Annotated in this window: 17 protein-coding genes and 1 tRNA gene; 11 read left to right on the top strand and 7 right to left on the bottom strand. The window is 63.7% G+C overall.

Annotation, left to right across the window (positions count from 1 at the left end):
* Window positions 1-26 precede the first annotated feature (26 nt).
* The 4 genes from H0I76_RS13100 (at window position 27) to H0I76_RS13085 (ending at window position 3,336) form a co-directional block, all read left to right on the top strand.
* Window positions 27-1,013, top strand: a complete 987-nt coding sequence (locus H0I76_RS13100) for a sialic acid TRAP transporter substrate-binding protein SiaP (RefSeq protein ID WP_200610498.1) — start codon at window positions 27-29, stop codon at window positions 1,011-1,013.
* Between the two features lie 73 nt (window positions 1,014-1,086).
* Window positions 1,087-1,596 (top strand): TRAP transporter small permease, encoded by a 510-nt coding sequence (locus H0I76_RS13095; protein ID WP_200610495.1) that lies wholly within the window; start codon window positions 1,087-1,089, stop codon window positions 1,594-1,596.
* The gene (locus H0I76_RS13090; RefSeq protein ID WP_200610492.1) at window positions 1,596-2,894 is read left to right on the top strand and encodes a TRAP transporter large permease; all 1,299 of its coding nucleotides are present in this window, start codon (window positions 1,596-1,598) and stop codon (window positions 2,892-2,894) included. The genes H0I76_RS13095 and H0I76_RS13090 overlap by 1 nt, the downstream gene beginning before the upstream one ends.
* Before the next feature lie 4 nt (window positions 2,895-2,898).
* Window positions 2,899-3,336 (top strand): type II 3-dehydroquinate dehydratase, encoded by a 438-nt coding sequence (locus tag H0I76_RS13085; RefSeq protein WP_200610489.1) that lies wholly within the window; start codon window positions 2,899-2,901, stop codon window positions 3,334-3,336.
* A 58-nt stretch (window positions 3,337-3,394) separates the two neighbouring features.
* On the opposite strand, the gene cax is transcribed toward H0I76_RS13085, so the two are convergent.
* The 5 genes from cax to H0I76_RS13060 form a co-directional block, all read right to left on the bottom strand.
* Window positions 3,395-4,492: a calcium/proton exchanger gene (cax, locus tag H0I76_RS13080; protein ID WP_200610487.1), complete on the bottom strand. Its 1,098-nt coding sequence runs from the start codon at window positions 4,490-4,492 to the stop codon at window positions 3,395-3,397.
* 178 nt (window positions 4,493-4,670) lie between these two features.
* Window positions 4,671-6,359: an aspartate-alanine antiporter gene (gene aspT / locus H0I76_RS13075; RefSeq protein ID WP_200610486.1), complete on the bottom strand. Its 1,689-nt coding sequence runs from the start codon at window positions 6,357-6,359 to the stop codon at window positions 4,671-4,673.
* 415 nt (window positions 6,360-6,774) lie between these two features.
* A complete protein-coding gene (aspT, locus tag H0I76_RS13070; RefSeq protein ID WP_200610485.1) occupies window positions 6,775-8,466 on the bottom strand; it encodes an aspartate-alanine antiporter in 1,692 nt (563 codons plus the stop codon).
* A gap of 104 nt (window positions 8,467-8,570) precedes the next feature.
* Window positions 8,571-11,315, bottom strand: coding sequence for an aminotransferase class I/II-fold pyridoxal phosphate-dependent enzyme (locus H0I76_RS13065; protein ID WP_200610484.1), 2,745 nt, complete (start codon window positions 11,313-11,315; stop codon window positions 8,571-8,573).
* 142 nt (window positions 11,316-11,457) lie between these two features.
* Window positions 11,458-11,652, bottom strand: coding sequence for a hypothetical protein (locus H0I76_RS13060; protein ID WP_200610483.1), 195 nt, complete (start codon window positions 11,650-11,652; stop codon window positions 11,458-11,460).
* A gap of 298 nt (window positions 11,653-11,950) precedes the next feature.
* On the opposite strand from H0I76_RS13060, the gene H0I76_RS13055 reads away from it, so the two are divergent.
* The 7 genes from H0I76_RS13055 to H0I76_RS13025 all read left to right on the top strand — a co-directional run bounded on the left by H0I76_RS13055 (window position 11,951) and on the right by H0I76_RS13025 (window position 19,475).
* Window positions 11,951-13,600, top strand: a complete 1,650-nt coding sequence (locus H0I76_RS13055; RefSeq protein WP_200610482.1) for a hypothetical protein — start codon at window positions 11,951-11,953, stop codon at window positions 13,598-13,600.
* Window positions 13,601-13,789: 189 nt separating this feature from the next.
* Complete coding sequence (locus tag H0I76_RS13050; RefSeq protein WP_200610480.1) at window positions 13,790-14,245, top strand: hypothetical protein; 456 nt, start codon at window positions 13,790-13,792, stop codon at window positions 14,243-14,245.
* Window positions 14,246-14,248: 3 nt separating this feature from the next.
* Window positions 14,249-15,478, top strand: coding sequence for an HlyD family secretion protein (locus H0I76_RS13045; protein ID WP_200610478.1), 1,230 nt, complete (start codon window positions 14,249-14,251; stop codon window positions 15,476-15,478).
* Window positions 15,479-15,995: 517 nt separating this feature from the next.
* A complete protein-coding gene (locus H0I76_RS13040; protein WP_200610476.1) occupies window positions 15,996-17,648 on the top strand; it encodes a bifunctional aspartate transaminase/aspartate 4-decarboxylase in 1,653 nt (550 codons plus the stop codon).
* Between the two features lie 107 nt (window positions 17,649-17,755).
* Window positions 17,756-18,541, top strand: coding sequence for a DUF2092 domain-containing protein (locus tag H0I76_RS13035; RefSeq protein ID WP_200610466.1), 786 nt, complete (start codon window positions 17,756-17,758; stop codon window positions 18,539-18,541).
* Entirely contained in the window at window positions 18,538-18,759 is a 222-nt protein-coding gene (locus tag H0I76_RS13030) for a hypothetical protein (protein WP_200610464.1), read from the top strand. Before H0I76_RS13035 ends, H0I76_RS13030 begins: the two co-directional genes overlap by 4 nt.
* A 77-nt stretch (window positions 18,760-18,836) precedes the next feature.
* The gene (locus H0I76_RS13025; RefSeq protein WP_200610462.1) at window positions 18,837-19,475 is read left to right on the top strand and encodes a lipid-binding SYLF domain-containing protein; all 639 of its coding nucleotides are present in this window, start codon (window positions 18,837-18,839) and stop codon (window positions 19,473-19,475) included.
* Window positions 19,476-19,733: 258 nt separating this feature from the next.
* Here H0I76_RS13025 and H0I76_RS13020 read toward each other — a convergent pair whose 3' ends face one another.
* The gene (locus H0I76_RS13020) at window positions 19,734-20,618 is read right to left on the bottom strand and encodes a bile acid:sodium symporter family protein (RefSeq protein ID WP_200610460.1); all 885 of its coding nucleotides are present in this window, start codon (window positions 20,616-20,618) and stop codon (window positions 19,734-19,736) included.
* A gap of 771 nt (window positions 20,619-21,389) precedes the next feature.
* Window positions 21,390-21,479, bottom strand: a tRNA-Ser gene (locus H0I76_RS13015).
* Between the last annotated feature and the right edge of the window lie 40 nt (window positions 21,480-21,519).

Below are 21,519 nucleotides of genomic sequence, written 5' to 3'. Positions count from 1 at the left end.
ATCCATCACCAGGGAGGAAGACCATCATGAAGATCGTACGCAGAGCCGCTATCACCCTGCTCGCCGCAGGGGCATTCGTGCATTTGGCGGGCATGCCCGCAACGGCGATGGAGAAGCAGAAGCTGCGCTTCTCGGCCGTGTTCTCGGAGCAGGACATCCGCGCTCAGATGATGCAGCGTCTCGCCGAGTCGGTGAGCGACATCGCCGAGGTCGAGCTGTTCTACGGCGGCAATCTCTTCAAGCAGGGCACCGAGATCATCGCCATCCAACGCGGCAACCTCGAGATGGGCAATGTCGCACCCCAGGACATCTCCAACCAGATCCCGGCCTTCTCGATCCTGACCTCGGCCTACCTGTTCCGGGATGCCGATCACCTCAAGGCGTTCTTCGCGAGTGATGCAGGCGCCGAGATGAAGAAGATGGCCGAGGACCAGCTTGGCATCCATATCCTCGGCCCGACCTATTTCGGCACGCGGCAGGTGGGACTGCGCATCGACAAGAAGATCGAGACGCCCGCTGACATGAGCGGCGTAAAGCTGCGCATGCCCGGCGGCGACGCGTGGCAGTTCCTCGGCAAGGCGCTCGGCGCGAACCCGACGCCGATGGCGTATGCCGAGGTCTATACGGGCTTGCAGACCGGCGCGATCGACGGCCAGGACAACCCCTTCCCGAATGTCGAGAACATGAAGTTCTACGAAGTGATGGATCAACTCGTCCTGACCTCGCACCTCGTCGGCTACGACCTTCTCGTGATCTCCAAGAAGGCCTACGAGGCGATGAGCGAGGAAGACCGCGCTGCCTTCGACAAGGCCGCCGACGAAGCCATCGCCTGGAGCACCGAGCAGCACCTGAAGCGCGAGCAGGCGCTCGGCGATTTCTTCAAGGAGCAGGGCCTGAAGATCTCCACGCCAGATGTCGAGGCCTTCCGAAAGCATGCTCAGGAGATGTACCTTAACTCGGAACTGTCGAAGGACTGGCCCGAGGGCATGCTCGACCGGATCAACGCGCTCTGACAGGCGATGCGCCGTGCCCGGTCCGCTGCCGGGCACGGCCGATCATCCGATCCTTCAAGAAGGGCGAAGCGCCATGCGACACCGTCTCGTTCGCTGGGGCCGCTGGCTGCACCGCCGGGCTGACGACATCGCTTCGATCATGCTGGCAGTGATGTTCGCGGCATTCATCTGCCAGGTGGTCTTCCGGTACGTGCTGAACCTGCCGGTTGGCTGGGTCTCGGAGCTCTCCATCGTGATGTGGCTCTGGCTGGTCCTGTGGGGCGCGGGTTTCGTCCTGCGCGAGCAAGACGAGATCCGGTTCGACATGATCTACGGGTCTGTCGGGCCGAAGGCGCGCCGGGCGATGACTATCCTGTTCTGCCTCGCCGCGCTCTTTCTCTATGGTTGGTCGCTGCCGGCCGCCTGGGACTTCGTAACCTTCATGAAGGTCCAGGAGACGTCATATCTCGACATCCGTTATGATCGGCTGTTCTCGATCTTCATTCTCTTCGCTGTCGCCATACTCGTGCGCTACGCGTGGCTCCTGGTTTGTGCCGTCCGCGGCGAGCGTGACGAGAGCGCAGACGGCGGGGAGCGGTCCTGATGCTTCTCGACCCCTTTGCGCTGAGCGTCGTCTCGATCGTGGTCCTTGCCCTGATGGGCCTGCCGATCGGGCATGCGATGATCTGCTCGTCGATCCTGTACCTGATGCTCGAGGGGCAGGACATGGGGATCGCCGCCGAGCAGGCGCTCAACGGGCTCTTCACGAGCTACATCCTGCTGGCGGTTCCGCTCTTCATCCTCGCGGCCGAGCTGATGAACTCCGGCGCCATGACGCTGCGCCTGCTGGCCTGCTGCAACGCCTATGTGGGCCGCTTCCGCGGCGGTCTTGCGCTGGTCAACGTGGTGCAGTCGGTGATCTTCGCGGGCATGTCCGGCTCGGCCATTGCCGACGCGGCGGGGACCGGCAAGATCATGCAGAAGATGATGACCGAAGGCGGCAAGTATCCGCCGCAGTTCGCCGCTGCGCTGACCGCGAGTTCGGCGGTCATCGGGCCCATCATCCCGCCCTCGATCCCCGTGGTGATCTACGCGCTCGTCTCCGACGCCTCCATCGGCTACCTCTTTCTTGCGGGCGTGATCCCCGGCTTGCTGATGGGCCTTGCGCAGGCAGGGATCATCGTCGTGACCGCAAAGCGGCGCAATTTCCCGGTCGAGGAACCGGTGCCGCTGCGCGAGCTGCCGCGGGTCACGCTCGATGCCCTGCCCGCGCTGATGATGCCGGTCGTCCTGCTGGGAGGCATCTACGGCGGCGCCACGACGCCGACCGAGGCGGCGGCCGTCGCGGCGCTCTATGCGCTGCTGATCTCCGCCCTGCTTTATCACAGCGTCTCCTTCGCATCGCTGCGGCAGTCGCTGTCCTCCTCGGCGCGCACGACGGCCTCGATCGGCATGCTCATCGCCGGCGCGCTGGTCTACAACTACGTCGTCACGATCGAGAACATCCCCGCGGGCCTCAGTGCATGGCTCGCCGGATACGACCTCAGCCCGATCACCTTCCTGCTGACCGTGAACGCCATCCTCCTGGTTCTCGGTTGCCTGCTCGAGGGCACGACGATCCTCCTGGTGGTCGTGCCGGTGTTCATCCCGACCGCCAACGCTCTCGGCATCGATCTCGTACATTTCGGCATTGTTTGCGTGGTGAACATCATGCTGGGGCTGATCACCCCGCCCTATGGCTTGCTGCTCTTCGTGATGACCACGATTTCGGGCCAACCTCTGGGCCCGATCGTGCGCGAGGTGATGCCGTTCCTGCTGGCATTGCTGGCCGCGTTGCTCCTCATTACCCTCGTGCCGGAGGTCTCGCTGTGGCTTCCCCGGCTCTTCGGTTACCAAGGATGATCCGATGACCAAGCCGATCTACGTTCTCAACGGCCCCAATCTGAACCGCCTCGGCACACGCGAACCCGAGATCTATGGCAGCACCACGCTGGCCGAGGTTGAGGCGATCTGCCGCGAGGCAGCCGGAGACACGCCGCTGGTCTTCCGGCAGAGCAATTCCGAGAGCGAACTGGTCGACTGGATCCACGAAGCGACGGACGAGGGTGCGGGGGTAATCATCAATCCGGCGGCACTCACCTTCTATTCGATGGCCATCATGGATGCGCTCAAGATGTTTCCCGGTCCGATCATCGAGTATCACATCTCGAACATCCACAAGCGGGAGCCGATGTATCACCACTCGCTGGTGTCCGGCGTGGCGACTGCCGTCATGGCCGGCCTCGGATCGAAAGGCTACGCCGTGGCGGTGGCCGAGGTGAAACGACTGGCGACGACGAACTGACGGTCCTCTCGAAAGGTCCGGCCTTGAGCCGGATCGCGAGGATCCGGCCCGCGGCGCTTCATCCAATCGGCGGGAGTATGTAGAGCGACAGACCAAAGATGGCGTAGACCATCAGAACCATGATGCCTACGAACCAGGTCGACCGCCCGCCATTGGCGAGCAACGCTGCGGTGAGCGTCGCGATCAACATCATCACGATCGCTCCCGGCCAGAAATCGAGCCCCATCCGTTGCGGACCTACGAAATGGCTCAGCAGCACGGCCAGCGGCGCAATGAAGAGGGCGATCTGCGATGCGCTGCCGAGCGCGATGCTGACGCTGAGATCGAGCCGGTCGCGGCGCGCGGCCGAGAAGGCGGCGGCGAACTCGGCCGCCCCGCCGACCAGCGAGACGACGATAAACCCCACGAAGGCGGGTGACAGTCCGAGCGCGTCACCAGCGACCTCGACCGATCCGACGAAGATCTCGCTGACCAGCGCGACGAGCACCGTGACCACGCCCAGGATGGCGAGTGCCAGGGCAAGAGGTAGCACCTCGCCTTCGCCCTCGGCGTCGCCATGGGCCGCGCTGACGAAGAGTTCCTTGTGCGTTCGGAGCGAGAACAGCATCGCCAGCGCATACCCGCCGATCAACAGGATCGCGAGCATCGTGCTGAGGCTTTGCAGCGCTGCCGGATCAGCGACACGGTCCACCGCCGCGAGCGCCGATGGCATGAGCAGTGCAACGGTCGCGATGAAGAGCAGACTCGCCTGAAGCCGCGCGCTGACGCGATTGAACTCCTGAACGTGGCGCGTGAGGCCGCCGAGAAGGAATGCCCCGCCCAGCATGAACAGCGAGTTGGTGACGATGGCGCCTGCGATCGACGCCTTCACCAGGGCATACTGCCCGACTTGGAGCGCGGTGATGATGATGACGAGCTCCGTCAGATTGCCGAGGGTGGCGTTGATGAGACCACCGACCGCATCGCCGGTGTAATGCGCGACCGACTCGGTGGCGATGCTCAGCAACGCGGCGAGCGGAATGATCGCCAGCACGGACAGGAGGAACAGCCTGGTATGGGCCTCGGGCCAGGCATGCTCGCCGAAGATCACCACTGGAACGAAAACCAGAAGCCAGAGCAGAGGGTTGCCCCTGATCATCCGTGCCAGACGCATCATGTTCGAATTCCTGACTTCGCCGCAGAATTTCCGTCGCGGCGCTTCCACCTTGCCACTGCTGCGGCTGCCAACGTGCCGCGCGTGAACCGCGGCGCGGGGCCGGCGTCCGGCGCCTCTCACCTGCTCGCGCGGTTGCGCTCGCACTTCATGCCGCGATCCGTGCCGGCCCCTGCGGGTTCTAGACCGTGAGAACGATCACGGGGCCCAGCAGGGTCAGGATCACGTTCGCGATGGCGTAAGGCACCGTGTAGCCGAGGACGGGCGTCTCGTTGTCGGCGGCCTGCACGACCGCATTCAAACCGGCTGTACATGTGAAGCATCCGGCCAGAGCGCCGCACACGACGGCGGGGTTCATCTTGAGAACGAAGCGCGCGTAGTACATCGACGCGATGATCGGTAACAGCACTCCGACGATGGATAGCACCGGAAGCAGGATCCCCTGTTCCTTCAGCAGCGCCCAGGCCTGCGGGCCCGTGCCGAGGCCGACGCATGCGATGAAGATGGCCAGTCCGAAGTCTCGCAGGTGCAGCGCCGTCGCCGGGGGCAGACCGCCGAACTTCGGGTGACGCGAACGCAGCCATCCGAACAGAAGTCCCGAGATCAGGCATCCGCCGCCGGTGTGAAGCGCGACCGGCGCGCCCGCGATCGGCACGGTAACCATCCCGATCAGGATGCCCGCGATGATGCCGAGGCCGAGATAGACATAGTCCACGGCAATCCCCTGGTCGATGGCATAGCCAACAAGCGGCACGACGTTGTCGAGCCCGTCCGGCGTGCCGTAGAGACTGACGACATCACCCGCCTCGAGCTCCATCTTCGGCCGCGGGTTCAAGGTCTGTCCGGAACGAGAAATCTTGACCACATGGACGCCCCTGCGGGAATCGGGATCGATCTTCGCCCGCACCGCCATGATCGTCTCGCCGATGAATTCCTCGTTGGTCAGCACGACGGTTCTGGTCTCGCCGATGATGTCGAGCCCGCGCGTATCGGTGGTCTCGGTCCCGACGAAGGCGCCGGCCTTGAGCAAATCGCCCAGGCGTCCCAGCAAGGCGATCCGGTCGCCGATGGCGAGCTTCTGGCCCTTCGCGACCTCCAGTTGCCGGCCGCGCCGGACAATGCGCTGGACGGTCACGAAGTCCTTGAACTTGTGCTCGAAGGTCTCGACGTCGATGCCCGCTGCATCCGGGTTCGTGACCTGGAAGGCGCGCGCGACGATGCCACGCAGCGCGGATTCCTGCGTCGGGCTCGCTTCGTCGTCGCCGGTTCCGAGCGCCGTCGCGTAGGCCGCGGCTTCCGCCTTGAGGTCGACACCCATCATCTTCGGCGCGATGACGCTGACGAAGAACACGACGAGCGTGAAGCCGAACAGGTAAGTGATGGCATAGGCCACGCCGATGTTCGCCTGCATCGCCGCCACGTCCTCGGCCGGGAGGCCCAGGCTGCCGAGCGCTTCGCTGGCCGTGCCCACCGCGGCCGACTCGGTGATGCCGCCGGCAAGCAGGCCGGCCGCCGTTCCCTTGTCGAGCCCGAACAACTGGGCAAGGAACCAGATCGTTAGGAATATCAGAATGCTGGAAACCAGCGAGAGGTGGACAAGGTTGAGCGTGCTTCGGCCAAGGCTCGCCACGAAGCTGGGTCCGCTGACATAGCCGAGAGAGTAGATGAACAGGGCGAAGGCCATGGTCTTGATGTTGTTGTCGACCTCGACCCCGACCTGGCCGATGAGGATCGCCGCGAACAGGGTGCCCGGGATGCCGCCGATCGGGACGCCGCCAAGCTTGATGCGCCCGATCGCGAAACCGATCGCCACGCATACGAAGAGCGCGCTGATCGAGGAGGCGTCGAAAAAGGATCTCAGCAAGTCCATTGCAGGTCTCCCCTGGGTTTTTGCGCCGCTGCGCAAGACGGCGCTCCCCGCGCCGCTCCGACCATGCGGCGCCCGGCGCGGGGTGGACGCCGAGATGTCGTGAGCGCCCCATGCCCGTGCCCGCGTGGATGCGAGCCGCGAGACGATGCGCCACCGTGATCGGCTGATCGCGGAATACGCGTCCGGGCCGCCGGGAACGGGTCCGGGACCGAGGATCGCTTGCCGATGGAAGGTCGTTGCTGTGGCGCGCTGGAATGGTCGATGGAAGCGGGTGTTCCGGGCGCAGGGCCGGCAGTGCTGCGCCTCGCGCTATGTCCGTGCCAGGATGGGCGCGTGGCAGGGCTTCTCTTGCAAAGACGGCCTCCCGGTCCGGGACCGGGAGACCGCGTGGCGATCGATCGCGCCGGCGCGTCCATCACGTGATCATGAGAACAATCACGAGCCCCCACAGGGTCAGCAGCGTGTTGCTGACAGCGTACGGGACCGTGTAGCCCAGCATCGGCACGTCGCTTTTGGCCTGCTCGCCGACCATGGCGACCGAGGCCGTCGAGGTCCGCGCCCCGCCGCAGCAGCCGAGGTTGATCGCATCGTCGAAGCGGAAGATGTACTTGCCGATGTAGGGCGCGGCCAGCATCGGGACCGACGTCGCGAACAGGCCCCAGAAGAAGAGCCCGAAACCGGCTTCCTTGAGCCCCGCGATGAAGGTCGGACCCGAGCTGAGGCCAACGATCGCGATGAATACGTTCAGGCCGACCGAGTTCATGAACCACAGTGTCGGCTGCGGGATGTTCCCGATCTGCGGCTTCACCGTCCTGAACCAGCCGAAGAACAGGCCCGCGATAAGCGCGCCGCCCGAGGTGCTGAGCGTAATCGGCACGCCGCCGATCGGCAGGACGTAGGCGCCGATCAGACCGCCGATCAGGATGGCGAAGCCGACGAGGACCATATCGGTGACCGTCTGTGGCTTGTCGGCATATCCGAAGGCGGACACAAAGCGCTCGACGCTCGATTTGGTCCCCGCGACCCGGAGGATGTCGCCGCGGTTCAATTTCGTCTTCGGCATGACGGGGATGTTCACCGCCATCGCGCCGCGACGAATTGAGTTCAGATAGACGCCCCGGGTTTCGGGCATGGTCGCGACCTCGACCAGCTCCTTGTCGTTGAGTGCTTTCGAGGTGATCAGCACGTCAACCGCCTCGACCGGAATGTCCAGAAGCTCGCGGTCCTCGACTTCCTCCGCGGTGCCGAGCAGGGAGACCAGGATCTCGCGCCGCCCCGACACGGCAACGACGTCGTCGGACTGCAGCACCGTCTCCGGCGTCAGCTCCACGATCTCGTCGCCGCGACGCAGGCGCTCGATGAAGACCCGCTCGCCCTCGGCCAGGCCCTCTGCGGCAGCAATCGTCTTGCCGGCGGCGGAGCCCCCCTCTCGGATACGGTAGGCGCGCAGATCGCGCGCCCGCCAGGCGCTCATGATGTTGGCGTCCTTGGTTCCACCGGCGAGCTTCTCGCGCTCGTAACGTGCACAGGCCTCGGCGATGTCCACGCCCAGCATCTTCGGACCCAGGAACGCCAGGATCCAGCCCGTGCCGATCGTGCCGAACAGGTAGGTGATGGCATAGGCGACCGGGATCAGGTCGAGCTGCGCCTTCGCTTCCTCGGCCGGAAGACCGAGCTGGTTGACGGCATCGGTGCCAAGTCCGATCGATGCCGAGATCGTCTGTGCGCCAGCAAGCAGCCCAACGCCCAGGCCCGGTCCATAGCCGGACACAATGCACGCAACGTAGACGACGAGGAGGCACAACACCGAGATGACGGCCGCGAAAATTGCCTGTGGCGCACCATCCGTGGCGATGCCGCGGACGAACTGCGGGCCCACGCCAAAACCGACCGCGAACAGGAACATGATGAAGAAGATCGACTTCACCTGGCTCGAGATCTCGATGCCGATCTGGCCGATGATCACCCCGGCCAGGAGCGTCCCGGTCACAGCGCCCAGGCTGAAGCTGCCGTATTTGAGCGCGCCGACCCAGTAACCAACCGCCAGCGTCAGGAAGATCGCCAGCTGCGGATTGGCCTGGAGCGTTTCAGTGATGTAACCCCACATGATGCTTCCCCGTTTCTCGTCGGTTTCTTCCCGGATGCCCGGGGAACTTGCGGTTGCTTTCCCGCCTCGCCGGGCCCGAGGTCAGTCAGGCCAGCACGTGGCGTTTACTTGCGAACGTGGTCCTTGGCGTGATCCGGACGGATCAGCTTAAGGCCCTTCGCGCGCTCGAAGCCGTGGATCTCCTTGACGTCCAGCTTGCGCATGAAGTCGATCGTCTCCTTGGTGATGACCTGTCCGGGCACCATGATCGGGAAGCCCGGCGGATAGGGGATCACGAAGTTGGCCGAGATCATCTCGGGCCCCTTCTTGAGACGCTGGTCGACGTCGGGACTGTCGAGGGGCAGGTACTCGCAGCCCTCGGGGTAATAGGCGCTGTAGAAGGCCGAGCGCATGTCGCCCTCGGAGGTCTTCTTGCCGGCGTCCCAGCGGTAGGCCTCGTGGAAGTGGCTGAAGTTCGGAAGGTCGGGCACGTCCTCCATCAGCGACTTGACCCGCGCGGCGAAGGCCGCGCGACCGTTCTCGCCGCCACGGGCGAGCTCCCGCTCGATCTTGTTGCAGATCTCGAGCAGCACCCGGATCAGGTTGGCCACGTCGCTGCGCGTGTTGTTGATGTTGGACTGCAGCAGGACCGAGTTGCGCGACGTCTTGTTGAACTGGATGTCGTACTCGTCGGCCATCATCTTCTTGAACTGCGTGCCGTCGAAGCCCGCGGTCCCGCAGACCAATGTCATTCGGGTCGGATCGAGGCAGAACTCGTCCTCGTGCATCGAGCGGACCTGGTCCTCCCAGTCCACGCCCGGCGTCAGGAAGTCGGTGAAACCGGTTTGCCTGTATTCGGCCGGGATCATCTGGTCGGCACCGAGGACCTTGAAGTATTTCGAGATGATGGGATGCGCGTTCACCTCCTTGCGGATGTCGAGCGCGATCTCGATGGCATTCGCCACGAGGCCATAGCCCTCGAGCTCCATCTGCCGGCGCGCGACGTCGAGGCTGGCGATCAGCTGCTGGTTGGGGCTGGTCGAGGCATGGGTGAAGACCGCCTCGTGGAACTGCGCCTCGACGCCTGCGAAGTCGATATCCTTGACCAGCAGCATCGAACCCTGCCGCAGCGACGACATCGACTTGTGGGTCGAGTTCGTCTGGTAGACCCGCAGCCGGATCTTGCGCGGATCGGGGATGAGCCGCGTCTCGAGCAGCTTGGCGGCGGACGGGTTCTTGCCCAACTCCTTCTGCTGCGCCTCGTAGGCCTCGACCGACGCGGGGTCGTCCATCCACTTCTCGATTGCCTCGGCCGCGCCCATTGCCGTCCGCGGGCGCAGGAAGGGCGACCAGCGGGCAAAGCCGAACCACGCCTCGTCCCACAGGAAGATCAGGTCGGGCTTGATGGCGAGGCATTCCTCCATCACGCGGCGGGTGTTGTAGATGTGCCCGTCGAAGGTGCAGTTCGTGAGGTCGACCATCTTAGCCCGGTCGAGCCGCCCCTCGGCCTTGAGGTCGAGCAGCGCCTTCTTGATCGAGGCGAGCGGCACCGCCCCGTACATCGAGTACTCCGTCATCGGAAACGCCTCGATGTAGAGCGGCTGGCCGCCGGCCAGCACCAGCCCATAGTGGTGCGACTTGTGGCAGTTGCGGTCGAGCAGCACGATGTCGCCGGGCGCCACCAGCGCCTGGTGCACCATCTTGTTCGAGGTCGAGGTGCCATTGGTCACGAAGAAGACGTGGTCGCAGCCGAAGGCGCGGGCCGCCATCTCCTGGGCTTCCTTGATGTTGCCCGTGGGCTCAAGCAGGCTGTCGAGCCCGCCGGTCGTGGCCGAGGACTCGGCCAGGAAGATGTTCAGCCCGTAGAACTCGCCCATGTCGCGGATCCAGTCGGACTTGAAGACCGACTTGCCACGCGCGATCGGCAGCGCGTGGAAGGTGCTGATGGGCCGCATCGCATACTTCTTGAGATTGTCGAAGAACGGCGTGCGGAAGCGGTCACTGATGCCCTCGAGAACGCAAAGATGTAGCTCGAGCAGTTCCTCGACCGAATAGAGGACGCGACGGATGCCCGCGGCGCGTGGATCGCCCGCGATATGTTCCACGTGGCGGTCCGAGAGCATGTAGAGATCAAGCTCCGGCCGGATCCGTTTCAGCACATCGGCGAGTGACAGGGGAAGGTCGTCGCCCGCGATATGTGCCGCGTCATATCCGGCCGAGGCGAGGAAGTCGCGAAGAACCGGGGCTTCGCCCTGCGCCTCGTGAAAGAACCCCTCGTAGAGGGTTACCGCGGCGATCGTGGGATTGAGAATGACCGCGCAGATCGCCTCCTCGAAGCTGCTGACCGGTACGGCCTCGTAGATGAACGCATCCTCCGGCCGGCGCAGGCGGCGCACTTGCTCGATGATGCTGTCGCCACGGGTCGATGCGCCTGGTGCGACAACGAGCATCTCGAAATACGGACGCCGTCCCATGCCGCGGGCCATCGTGGGGGTGTTCAGGTCGGGCGTTGCCTCGGCCGCCGCCTCGGCGGATTGCCAGTCCGTCGCGTCGGCCTTGTACGATTTCGTGAGGATCGCCTCGGAAATCCGCTGCGCCAATGCCGCCGCGGCTTCGGCCTGGTCGCCGTCGATCCGCTCGCGGAGGCTGGAGAGAAGCTTGTTACCCGGATAGGCGAAGAAACCCTCGTAGGAACCCAGAGCATCGAACAGCGCGCGTACGCCCGCCCGGTCGCTGCGGCCGCGGCGGGCCCAATCGCGCGCGGATGCGTGAAGGGCGCGCCATCGGTCGGCGCGTGCGCCCGGCAGCGAAAAGAAATGGTCAATTCTGCGGTTGGAAGCGCCTTTTGAGGTGGCGGCTTTGTCCGTCATCGGTGCGTTCCTCGGTAATGCTTCTCGTTGGGCAATTCTGGGCATCGGAATGCTACGGGCCGCGCGCCTTCGGCCTCCATCGCGTTTGTGTAGCTTACTGTTAGCAAGGGGCATCGAGCGCTGCCCGTGCGCTCGACCCGAGCTACCCGCTGCCACAGGACGAGAGGTACTTGTGAAGTTCGTCCTCGAGCTCGCGCAGCAATCTCCGATAATCCTGGACCTCGGGGCGAAGCTCGGCGTCGTCCCGCGCCTCGAATCGTCGGAGAGACGCGATCGAAGCCGCGTAATCCTCGCAGGCCTCACGGAATCGTTCATCCTTGAGGTAAAGCTGCCTCACGTCGGTCGCACGTTCCGGGAAGTGCTCCACAACATAGTCAATAGTGCGCATTGGTGGTCCGCGCCTCCTTGGGTCATGCTCCCGTGGACGCAAATCAATTGCCTTGATCATCGCAAGGAAATGCATTTACATTCATGGTGATCGGGTAATTTACAGTAAATCTTCGCCATCAGCGAAGTGCAGAGAATCAATGATTGAGCCGGAATGGACGTGACGATTCTCCGTTGATGCCCGACTTCAAAGCGCTGCCGACGGCACGCCACCATGAGTTTGCCGAAGACTGGCAAGGTGAGAACCGATGGATCCGGAAGTTGAGAAGGTGACATCGGACGACGATGAAAGCGCGCGACAGGAACTTCGGCGTATCCTGGCGTCGGCATCCTTCGAGGTGTCGGAACGCAACCGGCAGTTTCTGAGTCACGTCGTCGAAGAGACCCTGGCGGGCCGCGCCAGCCGGATAAAGGCCTACAGCATCGCAACCCAGGTTTTCGGGCGCGGAGACGACTTCGATCCCATCCAGGACTCGATCGTCCGGATCGAGGCCTCGCGGTTGCGCCGGGCGCTCGAGCACTTCTACCTCAAGGAAGGCGAGACGCCGGGCGTGCGCATCCTGATTCCCAAGGGGACATACGTGCCCGAGTTTCAGGCCGTCGAGCGTCCCGGTGCCAAGAACCCGAGTCCGCCGCAGGCAAGCACCGTGCTGCCGCCACACAGCCGCGGCCCCCGGATCCTGGTGTGCAACTTCGAGCAGGATGGGGACCTCGACCGGTATCCGACGATCGGCCGGCAGCTCACGCGCCAGGTCATTTCCGCGCTCACGAAGTTCTACGAGATCTTCGTCTACGGGTTCGAGACGTCCGATCAACAGGGCGACGGAGCCCGCAGCGGAGCCCATGCGGCAGCGCTGGATGTCGATTACAAGCTGTTCGGCACGGTCACGATCTCGAGCAAGGCATTGAGCGTCGAGCTCTTGCTCCAGAATGTTCATGATTGCCGTTTCGTTTGGGCCTACAGCGTCGAGAGACCGATCGGCGGCGCGCCGGAACCTGCCCAGCATCTGAGCCTTGGCGCCGAGATTGCCGACCACCTCGCGCGCATCATTGCCGAGCGGGACGGCGTCATCGACAGCCAGGCACGCGACTCGGCGGGCAACCCGCCGCAGCATTTCGCGGGATACCAGAAGATCCTTGAGTTTCACGACTACTGGCGAAGCCTCGATCCGAGCCTGTTCGAGCCGCTCCGGCGTGATCTGGAAGCGACCGTCGCGACCGACCCGCACTTCGCGACGGCGTTTACCTGCCTCTCGCTCATGTATTCCAACGCGGCGCGCTACGGGTATGACCTTGGACCGGAGTGTCGCACGCCGCTGGAGCGCGCGATGGACCTGGCGAAGAAGGCGATCTACCTCGCCCCGAACTCGAGCCGGGCATACCATGCAAGGGCAATCGCCGAGTGGTTCTCCGGCATGCCGCTGGTAAGCATCGCGACGCTGAAGATTGCCCGCGCGCTCAACCCGAATGACTCTGAAATCATGGCGGAACTCGGGTTTAGACACGCGATGCGGATGGAATGGTCGTTGGCGAACCCGTTGATCGAGCAATCCTACGAAAGGAACCCGCTGCAGCCGGCCAGCTACCGGATGGGCATGTTCTTTTATCATTTCGCGGAGGGGCGCTACGAGCGCGCCTTAAGCGAGGCGATTGCGACCCAGGCGCCCACGGTGCCCTATGTCCACATCGCCGCCGCCGCAGCACTGAGCGGGATCGGCCGGTTCGACGAGGCATCTGATCGCCTCGATGAGGCCGAGCGGCTCAAGCCCAACCTGCTGCGAAGCCTGCGGGCCGATCTGACCTCGCGCCAGATCCATCCCGATCTTGTCGATGCCATCGTCGGCGCAATCGATCGGATCAGGCCGTCAACCAGCGCAGGAAGCAAGAGGACCGCCTGAGCCCGATGACCGGCAGCAACCGTAACAGCGACTTACATCCCGCTGTCTCGGCCTGGCACGGCCTGGCTCGTAAGCTTTTTTAGGCTCGGCCCTTCGGCATGGGCGCGATATGTTGAACGTCCTGGTCCCGAGCGATGCTACCCGCTGAAGGATCCGACACTCTGCTTGCAGCGATCACGGAGGCTAGCCGTGGCTACGGAAACTGGACACGGCGGTGCGCATCCGGGACTGCATCCTGACGCGACGCATCATCTGCCGATCTTCGTGACGGCACCCGGCGAAACGGACTGGCTGTTCGTCACGATGGCCATTTTCGTCGTGCTCCTGATCGTTGGCATCGGCGTCTTCTATTTCAGGCTCCACGCCCTGCCCGAGCACATGGCTCACCGCGGCCAGAAGCTGCAGTACGAGATCGTCGCGGTGCTGGCACTGCTCGCGCTCTTCACGCACAACCACGCCTTCTGGATCGCGGGGTTGCTGCTCGCGATGATCCCGATTCCGGATTTCGTGACGCCGGTCAGCACCATGGCGCAATCATTGCGCACCATCGCCGAGCAAAGAGCGGGCGGCAAGCCGACGCCGCCCCCCGGCGCGGCCGATCCGGAGGCGGATCAGCCGGACGCGGAACATCGGACCGAGGGCTGATCCATGTTTGAATTCATGCTCTGTTCGATGCTGACGATCCTGCCCGACTATCTCTACCGCCGCTATGTCCAGGGCAAGCGGATCGGACACGAGATCACGCTCTACTCGGTCTGGTACGAACTGCGGTGGGGCATCACGCTGTGCCTGATGCTGACCATCAGCCTGATCACCGCGATCTTCTATTTCCACCCATCGACGAAGGCCGCCACCTCGACATTCCGCACGGTCACCATCCTGCCCGAAACGAATGGGCGGGTTGCCGAGACCTTCGTCGACATCAACCAGGCGGTGAACGAAGGGGATCCATTGTTCCGCCTCGACGACGCGAAGCAGAAAGCGGCGGTCGAGACGGCGACCCGCGAGGTTGCCGTCATCGACGCGCAGATGAACGTGGCCCGGGCGGAACTCAGGGAAGCCGAAGGCAAGGTGAGCGAGGCACGCGGACGACTGCAGCAGGCCGTCGACGAGTTCGAGACCCGCGACACCCTGTTCCGGGGCGCTGCCAGCACGGTCTCGGAGCGCGAGGTCGAACGCGCGCGCGTCCAGGTGGAAACCGCGCAGGGCATGGTGGAGGCGGCTCTGGCCAACCGCGAAGCGATCGCGGCGCAGATCGACACCTACTTGCCGGCGCAAAGGGATCGCGCCGAGGCCGCGCTTGCCGAGGCAGAGGTAGAGCTGGCGAAGACACTTGTGGTCGCCGGCACTGACGGGATCGTTCAGCAGTTCGCGCTGCGCCCGGGCGATGTGGTGAACCCGATGCTTCGGCCCGCGGGCATTCTCGTCCCTGCGCGCAAGGTCACCGGCCTCGCGGTCGGCTTCGGGCAAATCGAGTCGCGGGTCATCAAGCGCGGCATGATCGGCGAGATCACCTGCCTTGCGAGGCCATGGGAAATCATCCCGATGACGGTGACCCAAGTTCAGAACGTCATCGCCGCGGGTCAGATTCGCCCCACGGATCAGCTTGTCGACATCGAGAACATGTCGAAGCCGGGCACGATCACGGTGATCATGGAGCCGCTCTTCCAGGGCGCACTGGACGACTTGCCGCAAGGTGCCGTCTGCATCGCCAACGCCTATTCGAGCTTCCACGACAAGATGCAAGACGAGAACCTGAGCACGCTCAAGCGCTTCGGGTATCATGCCATCGATACCGTCGGGCTCGTTCACGCGGCCATCCTGCGCGTTCAGGCGTTACTCCTGCCCATCCAGACGCTGGTGCTCAAAGGCCACTGATCCCAGCCCGAATGCCCCGTCCAAAAAAGGGGTGCCCTTCGCCGGGATGGCGGTTCAGGGGCATCTGCGTGGGCGCATGCGGCTTGCCTGTTCGGATGGATGGCGCTGCGGCAGTCGTCGAATCTTGTCCAGCCCGACGGGTCAATCGCGTGGGCCAAGTGCATCCGGCCCTAGAACGCTCACGCCTGACAGTTATTAACCTGTAAAGCGATGGCGAGAGTGCGGACTCGCATCAAAAATGCCTGAAAATTCATGAGTTTTGGGCGCCAGAGTGTCGGTTCATCCGCCGTCATTCTGGCTTTCGCCCAGCCGGATGGCAGGCGCAGACATGAGTGCCGTTTGGGAAATGAAACAGATCTCAATCAAGGGGCCTTGGAGATTCAAGTCAATCTCGATCGAGAAATGTTGTTGAGAATGATGCGGCTCGTAAAGCGCATGGCTCCGAAGGATTGATCAAAGAAGTTAGTGCGAGAGCGCATCACCGATAGGCGCTCCGACAAGCAAAAGGACAAGGGTGGTGGACAGAAGTTACTTCGAAAGTCTCTCGGTTCTCAGCCCGTTCGAGATCAAGGACGAGTTGATCAAGCTTGCGCGCGCCGGATCGGAACGGTCTGCGAAGGCGTTCCTGAATGCCGGCCGCGGGAACCCCAACTGGATCGCCTCGCGCGCGCGTGAAGCCTTCTTCCTGCTTGGCCAGTTCGCCTTGATCGAGGCCAAGCGCACCTATCATGACCCCGAAGCCGGCATCGCCGGAATGCCGCCGCGCGATGGCGCCTACATACGCTTCTCCCGCTGGGTGAAAAGGCAGCAGCAGGCGCAGGAGGAAGGCTGGATCGAGGAGGATGGCGTACCGCCTGCCCGCACCCTGGGCGACGCGGTCGATTTCGCCATCGAGAAGTTCGGTTTCGATCCGGATGACTTCGTGCACGAGCTGACCGACTCGATCATCGGCGACAATTATCCCGTGCCGGACCGGGCCCTCCATCACAACGAGATCATCACCCACGAATACCTGATGTGGGCAATGTGCGCGGGTCACCGCCCCGACGTGAAGTTCGACCTCTACCCGGTCGAGGGCGGCACCGCGGCCATGTGCTACATCTTCAAGGCCCTGAAGAACCAGCGGCTTCTCAATCCCGGCGATACGATCGCGCTGGGCACGCCGATCTTCACGCCGTATCTGGAGATGCCCGAGCTCGAGGATTATGCGCTTCACACGATCAACGTGAGCGCCGAGCAGGAGGACAAGTTCCAGCTGACCGAGGACGATCTGAAGGCGCTGGAGGATCCCAAGGTCAAGGCGCTCTTCCTGGTGAATCCGGGCAACCCGTCGGCGGCAGCCATGGACCCGGATGCGATCGCGCGGCTGGTCAACCTCGTCAACACCAAGCGCCCGGATCTGATGATCCTGACCGATGACGTCTACGGGACCTTCGTGCCGGGCTTCGAGTCGCTGCTCGGACACCTGCCGCGCAACACGATCGGGGTCTACTCCTACTCGAAGTACTTTGGCTGCACGGGGTGGCGGCTGGGCGTCATCGCCGTGGCACAGGACAACATCTTCGACACAAGGATCCAGGAACACCCCGAGGAGATCCAGAAGCTGCTCGATGACCGGTATCGGGCACTCACCCCGAAGCCGCGCGAGATCAAGTTCATCGACCGGGTGGTGGCCGACAGCCGCGACGTTGCTCTGAACCACACGTCAGGGCTCTCGCTGCCTCAGCAGGTGATGATGACGCTGTTCGGGCTGGTCGAGATGATGGACAGCGAGAAGGTCTACCAGAAGGCCTGCATTGCGATCTGCGAGCGGCGGTTTCGCAATCTCGTCGAGGGAATGGGGGTCGAGTCCAATCCCGGAAAGTACTTCGACTACTACTACGGCATCATCGATCTGGAATTCTGGCTGCGCAAATATGTCGGCGAGGAGGTCGTGCAGTGGGTCAAGGAGAACATCCACCCGCTCGACATCCCGTTCCGCCTGGCCGAGGACCATGGGATCGTTCTGCTGAACGGGTCGGGCTTCGCCGCTCCGAACTGGTCGGCACGGGTGTCGTTCGCAAACCTGCACGACGACGCGTATTCCGAGATCGGCCGTGCCGTCCGATCGATCGCGCGCGGCTATGTGCAGGCGTATCAGGCGTCGAGAGGCGAGGAGATCACCGCCTGACAACCGGCGCGCCACGCGCGCCGGGTTTCCGTGATTGCCGCTGTGTTGGTGGCCGACCCTGAACCGCTCGAGAACCGGAGGACAGCATGTCCGCGAAGCGACCCAGAATGACACAGGCCGTCCAGGCTTCGGCGCGGGCGATCTCGCTGGCGGTGCCTCTCTTGCTGTTCGACGGGTCTGCCGCGCGGGCCGGCGAGAGCCACGCGAAGGAAATCCTGAAGGCGATGTCGGACTATCTCGCCGCGCAGGAGCGGTTCTCCTTCGAATACGACAGCACGCTCGAGGTCGTCACCAAGGAGGATCAGAAGCTTCAGCTGGCGAGCTCGGGAACGGCCGCGATCGAGCGTCCCAATCGGATCCGCTCGACCCGTTCGAGCGGCTTTGTCGACGTGGAGATCATCTTCGACGGCTCCACGCTCACGCTCTTCGGCAAGAATGCCAACGCATACACGCAGGTCAGGATCGAGGGGTCGATCGACCACTTGGTGGAGGAGCTTCGCTACACCTATGGCCGTCCATTGCCGGCGGCCGATCTGCTCCTGTCACAGCCCTACGCCGAGTTGATGAAGGATGTGACGGACATCAAGGATCTCGGCAGTGGCGTGATCGGCGGTCAGGAATGTGACTTTCTCGCCTTCCGGACCGAGGAGGTCGACTGGCAGATCTGGGTTGCTCACGGCGACGCACCCTATCCCTGCCGATACGTGATCACGTCGAAGGACATTCCCGGCGCACCGCAATACAGCATTCAGCTGCGAAACTGGTCGACGGATGCTGCTGACGTCGACTTCAGTTTCCAGCCGAGCGCCGACGCGAGAAAGATCGAACTTGAGGATCTCCAGACGAAGATCCGGGAACTCCCTGAGCACTTCAAGATGGGAGAAGCGCAATGAGAACCTCGAAGCGACTGGCGATCGCCGTTCTGATGCTTGCAGGTTTCGCGATTGGGTTGGAGGTCGGTCATGACGCGGGCGTTCCGGGCGTACCAAGCGTGGTGTCCGAGGCTCAGGCCGTGGTCGGCCGGCCGCTCACGCCGGTCAGCGTCGCCGGCGTCTCGCGACGAACGTCCCGCCGTGCCGTCCGCCGCTGTGCGGCTGGCGTGACCTGCTGACGCGGGAATGCCCGAGTTCATGCTCAACCATACCAATTGGTTACGAAACGGGTCGGTAAAGCCCAGGAGGTAAACAGATGGCACTCAAATCCATGGCCTCGTTACGGGGCCTCCTAGCTGCCTCGCTCGTCGGAGCGCTCGCCTTTGCGCAGGCCCATCCGGTCACCGCGGCAAGCATCGAGCACCCCGTGATGTCACAGTACTCGATGCCCGAGCCTCTGCCGTTCAGGGCGAAACAGGAGGAGATCGATCAACTCGACGCGGACACAAAGGCCCTGGTCGATCAACTCAGGGCGGGAAGCCCGTCCGCCGTCGCTTACGCCGAGCGCGCCCATGGCGTTCTGATCTTTCCGAGGGTCGAGACCTCGAACTATTTCCTGCTCGGGGAAACGAAGGCGTTCGGCGTCCTGTACGTCAAGGACGATGCGGGCAAGTACGAGAAGTCCGGGTATTACTTCGGCGAGCGAAACGCGCTGGGCTTCAGCCTGGGCAAGCAGACGTCCAGCCGGGTCTTCATGTTCATGAAGGAGAAGACGCTCGAGGAGTTCCTGGCGGGCGATGTCACGGCATCCTATCTGGTCGTGGATCCCGAAACCGGTGAAACGGCGGGTGAGCCTGACGCAGATGTCGCGCTCTTCATCACGAACGTCGAAGGCGACGTGAGCGAGATGAGCTTCAAGGGCCTGATGATCGTCCCGGTCAGCTTCATCGAGTGAGCTGCCACCGCTCGGCCCAGCGGCACCAAGCCCATTCCAGGGCACCAGGCGCTGGCGCCGAAAAAATGGCGAGCACGACCGCCGCCTCGTGAGGGGCAGGTCGCGCTCGCCGCGCGGGGCCGAGTGACGGTCGCCTGAGCGGCTCACCTCAGTCCCGTTTGCCGGTCGTCGATCGATAGTCGCGAGGTTACGCCGACCGCAGTCGGCATTGACTGCCCTGCGCGCACGTGGAGACGCGTATTCCCTCGGCCCGAGGCGTCAACCGGCGTCTGCCACTCGCCGTGAGCCGGGTCCGGTCATGCGGCGCCGGATCAAGTGGCAATACGCCAGCATCAGGGCAGCTTGAATCAGGCAAAATCCGCAGGCGAAACCCAGGATCGCCTCGTTCGCCATGAGCCCCTGACCGACGAGAATGATCGCCGCGCCGTTGCGCGTCGACACTTCGATGATGACGGCGCTGGAATCGCGCGGGGCCAGGAACCGCGTTGTGACGTATCCAACGACAATCGCCCCGAGCGTGAACAGGACAGTTGCGAGCAGGATGTCGCCGAACTTGCCGACGAAGTAGTCCCAACCCGCATGGACGCTCAGGGCCAGCGTTACCACCACGGTGACAGACACGACCCGTTCCAGGTGGCGGCGGTACTGTGAGACCCTCTCGGGGAACAGATGCCTGATCAGTGCTCCAGCCGCCACCGGGAAGGACAGAACGAGCACCAGCTTTAGCATCGCCGTGTTGGTGGTGATCCCGTCCACGACCTGACGGAACCCGGGCTCCATGCTGGCCAGGGCGGCAACCTGCGGGAAGAGAAGCGTGAATGCGAAGGTGCTCACGATTGTCAGGGCAATCGACAGGGTCACGTTGCCGCGCGCAAGGTAGGTGTATGCGTTCGAAAGCGATCCGCTCGGCACCAGGGCGACGACGGCCAGCCCCACCGCCACCATCGACCCGACCGGCGCAACCGTGGCCACCGCCATCGCGACGACCGGCAGGACGGCAAGCTGCGCAGCGGTGCAGAGGAGGACGGATCGGGCCGAGAGCGCGCGAAGTTGCTTGTCGACGACGACGTCGGTTCCGACCACGAGCATGAGCAACGCGGTGGCCATCGGCACGACGATCTCGACGAGAACCTGGGCTTCCATCGCAATCAGCTTTCCGCATCCCGTGCCGAGACCGCCCAGTCACGTAACCTCGGTCCCGATGTTCGACCACCGATCGCGGTTGGCGCTTCGGATGCTAACCTGTTCGGCAACTGACCGCGGCCGACGCGGCGCCTGCCTTTGCGCTCCACTACAAGACTCCGGTCCCTCTCCTCGGTGCTCACCCTGAAGTCGAACGCCCCCCAGATCAACAGTTCCCAAGCCATGCCCGACATCGCGGAACTCGGTGACAGCCACGCAGCCCGGATCGCCGAGCGTCAGCTGCATCCTGCATGGAGCACCGGGGGGCGAAGCGCAGATCCAGATGGCCGCGTAACGCTTCGTCGCGATGAAGGTCCGTCGCCGACGTGCTTTCAGGAACCGTGAGGTCGAGCGCGCAAGCATGTCCCGTCAGATCAATTTGAGCCAGCCTCAGATTGGTGGTCAGCGCTGGCTTTCAAGCCAAGCCGAAGCCGCTCCTGACGAGCGGCAGTTCTGTCGACGCTGACCTCTTCTCGGCTCGAAGCGCATCGTCCCGGGCTGAAGTGGTTCGAGACTGAGGCATGACCAGCGGCGACCTTCCGCAGACTTCGCATGCGCCCGAACCGGAGCAACGTGCGCACCCGTTATTGGAGTGGCGCCCCGCGACGCTCGGCATTTCCAGGAGCGGATCTGAAAACCTGAAGATCTCAGATGCGTTGCCGCCCCGCTAACGCAGGGAAGGTCCGGGAAATTCCGTCGCACACGGGGACTAGCCGCGGAGGCCGGTCTGGGTGGCGGAGAGAGCGGGATTCGAACCCGCGATACCGTTGCCGGTATACACGCTTTCCAGGCGTGCGCCTTCGACCACTCGGCCACCTCTCCGACGCGCCGGGACGCTAGCGGCAGTGCGCATGAATGGCAA

The organism is Thermohalobaculum xanthum (assembly GCF_016623495.1).
GTDB classification, from domain to species: Bacteria; Pseudomonadota; Alphaproteobacteria; order Rhodobacterales; family Rhodobacteraceae; genus Thermohalobaculum; species Thermohalobaculum xanthum.
This window is presented reverse-complemented; position numbering and strand designations above follow the sequence as displayed.

What these genes read in the sequence shown, in the direction of transcription:
- H0I76_RS13055 (WP_200610482.1), top strand. Translation starts at nt 11,951, where the DNA reads ATGGATCCGGAAGTTGAGAAGGTGACATCGGACGACGATGAAAGCGCG.
- cax (WP_200610487.1), bottom strand. Translation starts at nt 4,492, where the DNA reads ATGATGCGTCTGGCACGGATGATCAGGGGCAACCCTCTGCTCTGGCTT.
- H0I76_RS13065 (WP_200610484.1), bottom strand. Translation starts at nt 11,315, where the DNA reads ATGACGGACAAAGCCGCCACCTCAAAAGGCGCTTCCAACCGCAGAATT.
- H0I76_RS13090 (WP_200610492.1), top strand. Translation starts at nt 1,596, where the DNA reads ATGCTTCTCGACCCCTTTGCGCTGAGCGTCGTCTCGATCGTGGTCCTT.
- H0I76_RS13020 (WP_200610460.1), bottom strand. Translation starts at nt 20,618, where the DNA reads ATGGAAGCCCAGGTTCTCGTCGAGATCGTCGTGCCGATGGCCACCGCG.
- aspT (WP_200610486.1), bottom strand. Translation starts at nt 6,359, where the DNA reads ATGGACTTGCTGAGATCCTTTTTCGACGCCTCCTCGATCAGCGCGCTC.
- aspT (WP_200610485.1), bottom strand. Translation starts at nt 8,466, where the DNA reads ATGTGGGGTTACATCACTGAAACGCTCCAGGCCAATCCGCAGCTGGCG.
- H0I76_RS13085 (WP_200610489.1), top strand. Translation starts at nt 2,899, where the DNA reads ATGACCAAGCCGATCTACGTTCTCAACGGCCCCAATCTGAACCGCCTC.
- H0I76_RS13035 (WP_200610466.1), top strand. Translation starts at nt 17,756, where the DNA reads ATGACACAGGCCGTCCAGGCTTCGGCGCGGGCGATCTCGCTGGCGGTG.
- H0I76_RS13100 (WP_200610498.1), top strand. Translation starts at nt 27, where the DNA reads ATGAAGATCGTACGCAGAGCCGCTATCACCCTGCTCGCCGCAGGGGCA.
- H0I76_RS13045 (WP_200610478.1), top strand. Translation starts at nt 14,249, where the DNA reads ATGTTTGAATTCATGCTCTGTTCGATGCTGACGATCCTGCCCGACTAT.
- H0I76_RS13025 (WP_200610462.1), top strand. Translation starts at nt 18,837, where the DNA reads ATGGCACTCAAATCCATGGCCTCGTTACGGGGCCTCCTAGCTGCCTCG.
- H0I76_RS13095 (WP_200610495.1), top strand. Translation starts at nt 1,087, where the DNA reads ATGCGACACCGTCTCGTTCGCTGGGGCCGCTGGCTGCACCGCCGGGCT.
- H0I76_RS13030 (WP_200610464.1), top strand. Translation starts at nt 18,538, where the DNA reads ATGAGAACCTCGAAGCGACTGGCGATCGCCGTTCTGATGCTTGCAGGT.